Raw genomic sequence first — 2,819 nt, 5'->3', positions numbered from 1 at the left:
CGTCCGCCGCGCGTCAGCGCCGCCCGGCTGTGGGCGGGCGGCTTCGTCGTGGCGCTGGTGGCGGCGCTCGCCGCGGCGGTCGCGCTGCTGCTCGTACGCGAGGTGCTGGACATCCCGGTGCTCGCCCCGGTCGTCGACGGCTCGACGGAGACGGCCTCCACGGGCCGCTACGCCCTGGGCGCGGCGCTCGTCGCGCTCGCCGCCACGGCGGTGCTGCATCTGCTGACGCTGGCGACTCCGCAGCCGGTGCGCTTCCTCGGCTGGATCGTCGCGCTGGGCACGGCGGCCGTGATGCTGCTGCCGTTCACCACGACCGCGAGCTGGCAGGCGAAGGGCGGTACGGCGGGGGTCTCGCTCGTGGTCGGCATCGTCATCGGCACGCTGCTGGCGACGGTCGCGCGTACGGCGACGGCGTCCGGCCGGGACGGCGACGCCGAGCGCGGCTGACGGGAAGCGTACGGGGCAAGCACATGGCAAGGCCCCCACCGGGACGCCTCTCCGGTGGGGGCCTCTTGCTGGCTCGTGGAGCGTCCCGATTCCCGGCTATGCGATGCGGACGCCGTGGCGAGCCAGGTACGGGACGGGGTCGACCTCTGTGCCGTAGCCCCGGTGCTGGCGTACCTCGAAGTGCAGATGCGGGCCGGTCGTGCGGCCGGTGTTGCCCGATGCGCCGATCACGGTGTTCGCGCGCACGGCGCGTCCCACCCGTACGGAGATCTTCGAGAGGTGCGCGAAGAGGACGTGCTTGCCGTCCTTCATATGAACGATCACGGCGTTGCCGTACGCACCGGCCTCCCCGGCGAGTTCCACCCTGCCGGTGCCGACGGAGCGCACCGTGGTGCCCTCGGGGGCCGCGAAGTCGATGCCCGTGTGGTGTCCCGCCGCCCAGGAGCCGGGCACTCCCCAACGCTCCGATATCCGGGCGGACTTGGTGATGGGGCGGGCGTAGGCGTGTACGGGTCTGCTCTGTGTGCGGTGCTCGTGCGCATGGCCGTGGCCCTTGTGCGGGCGGCCGACGTCGTCCGCCGCGGGTGCCAGGTCGTGGGGCCGGCCGCCGCTCATCGACGTCGAGCCGGCGAAGCCGCATATGGACACGGCCGCCGCGAGCCCGCCGGTCAATATCCTGCGGAGGATGCCTGATTCGCTCCGTGTCTGAGTCGTCATACCTGCCAGCACAGGACAGCCGGAGCGGGCCCGCACCCGGGAGTTGTCCGGTGGGGTGACGCACTCGACGCACCGTCACCCTGTGGGGTGAGGTGCGCCGAGTGTGGTGGGGGGAGAGGGAAGCTGTGTGACCCGGACCGGAAGAGAGGGTGGGGCGCAGTGGGTGTGGGGGGAAGGTCCGCGCCCCACCCTGGTCCGGGGGCGGGCTTCAGCCGGTGAAGCCCTTGGCGAAGGCGTCCGCCTCCTGCTCGATGCTCGAACAGGTCGGGTCCGCCTGGTCCTTGGAGCCGCCGGGGCACGCCTTGTCCCGGGTGGCCGACCACATCGACAGCCAGCCGAGCTTCTTCTCGTCGGCGAACTTCTTCACCTCGGCGGCGTCGTCGGTCTTGAAGACCTCGACGTTCACGTCGTTGACGCCGATCATCGGCGTGACGGCGACGGTCTGCCACGCCTTGGCGTCGTCGTCGATGCCGAGCGCCGACTTGACCTGCTTCTGGGTGGCGGTGGCGGCGTCGATGGCGTACTTGCCCATGTCGCCGTTGTAGGACGGGCCGTAGTCCATGGCCATGATGTTGACCGCGGAGACCTTCACGCCGTTCTTCTTGGCGTTCTCCAGCAGCCCGGTGCCGTCCTGCGTGAGGCCCTCGGGGAGCACGGGCAGGGTGAAGGAGACGTCCAAGTCCTTGTGCTTCTTCTGGAGTTGGGCGATCGCCTCGGCACGGCGCGTGTTGGCCTCGGTGTCGGGCAGCGCCGAGCCCTCGATGTCGAAGTCGACCTTCTTCAGCGCGAAGGCCTCGATGACCTTGCCGTACGCCGCGGCCAGTTCGTCGGCGGAGTTGCAGGCGAGGCCCAGCTCCGAACCGTTGGCGCCGCCGAAGGAGACCCGCACGTCCCCGCCCTTGGCACGGAAGTCCTCGATCTGCTTGCCGACGGCGTTCTCACCGAGGTCCTGTACGCCGCCCCACTTCGGGGTGCACTCGCCGCCGGAGGTGATGAAGGCGAGGTTGTACTCCTTCACGCCGGTCTTCTCCGAGCTCTTGAGCAGATCGAAGGAGGGCTCGAGCGAGGTGTCGACGTACGGCGCGAAACCGCCGCCCGCGGCCTTCGCCTGGCTGCCGCCCTGGTGCTCCTCGCCCGCGCTGGCGTTCCCGGCGAACGCGAAGGCGGCACCGGCCACGGTCGCCGCGGCGGCGACGGCTGCGCCGAGCTTCACCTTGCGGCTGGTCCGAGGGGGCTGTGCTGCGGGTGTGTTCGTCATCGTGAATGTGCCTCATCAGGTGGGGGGTGATGGTGCGGACGACGAGCAAGTTAGCGTTGCCGAGTCGGACAATTCGCTTGTTACGGACGGCAGTTGAAATACTTGAGCCGCACTTAAGGGCGGCCAATGGTCCGGTTATGGAAAGCGGTGTCCGCCCTTTCGGGGGCGGAGGTTTTCCACCGGTACGGAGGGATTCGGCGCGACCACTCGGCCGGGTACGCCCCGTACGTGCCGTACGCCAATACCCGTACGCCGAGGGGCCGTTGGCGGCCCCGGTCACCCGGGAGCGCGCCGTGTGAGGCGGTACGGGCAGCTCCCGGACGGAAACGAGGCGGCGGCCGGACGTCCGCACACGGAAGCGCCCGGACGCCGGGGCGGCCGCGCCGTCACGGCGGGA

General features: G+C 70.6%; 3 protein-coding genes. 1 reads left to right on the top strand and 2 read right to left on the bottom strand.

Annotation, left to right across the window (positions count from 1 at the left end; all coding sequences use genetic code 11):
• The coding region (locus AN218_RS19085) for a DUF6069 family protein (protein ID WP_070018097.1) at positions 1–447 on the top strand (447 nt) is incomplete at its 5' end.
• Positions 448–543: 96 nt separating this feature from the next.
• Here AN218_RS19085 and AN218_RS19080 read toward each other — a convergent pair.
• Positions 544–1,164 carry a M23 family metallopeptidase gene (locus tag AN218_RS19080; protein ID WP_244900529.1) on the bottom strand — a complete coding sequence of 207 codons (621 nt, stop codon included), beginning with the start codon at positions 1,162–1,164 and terminating at the stop codon, positions 544–546.
• A 208-nt stretch (positions 1,165–1,372) separates the two neighbouring features.
• Positions 1,373–2,422, bottom strand: a complete 1,050-nt coding sequence (locus AN218_RS19075) for a chitinase (RefSeq protein ID WP_070018094.1) — start codon at positions 2,420–2,422, stop codon at positions 1,373–1,375.
• Positions 2,423–2,819: the final 397 nt, after the last annotated feature.

Origin of the sequence: Streptomyces nanshensis, from assembly GCF_001751255.1 — a bacterium.
Classification (GTDB): Bacteria; Actinomycetota; Actinomycetes; order Streptomycetales; family Streptomycetaceae; genus Streptomyces; species Streptomyces nanshensis_A.
This window is presented reverse-complemented; position numbering and strand designations above follow the sequence as displayed.

Coding starts and splice junctions, on each gene's coding strand:
- AN218_RS19080 (WP_244900529.1), bottom strand. CDS start 1,164: ATGACGACTCAGACACGGAGCGAATCAGGCATCCTCCGCAGGATATTG.
- AN218_RS19075 (WP_070018094.1), bottom strand. CDS start 2,422: ATGACGAACACACCCGCAGCACAGCCCCCTCGGACCAGCCGCAAGGTG.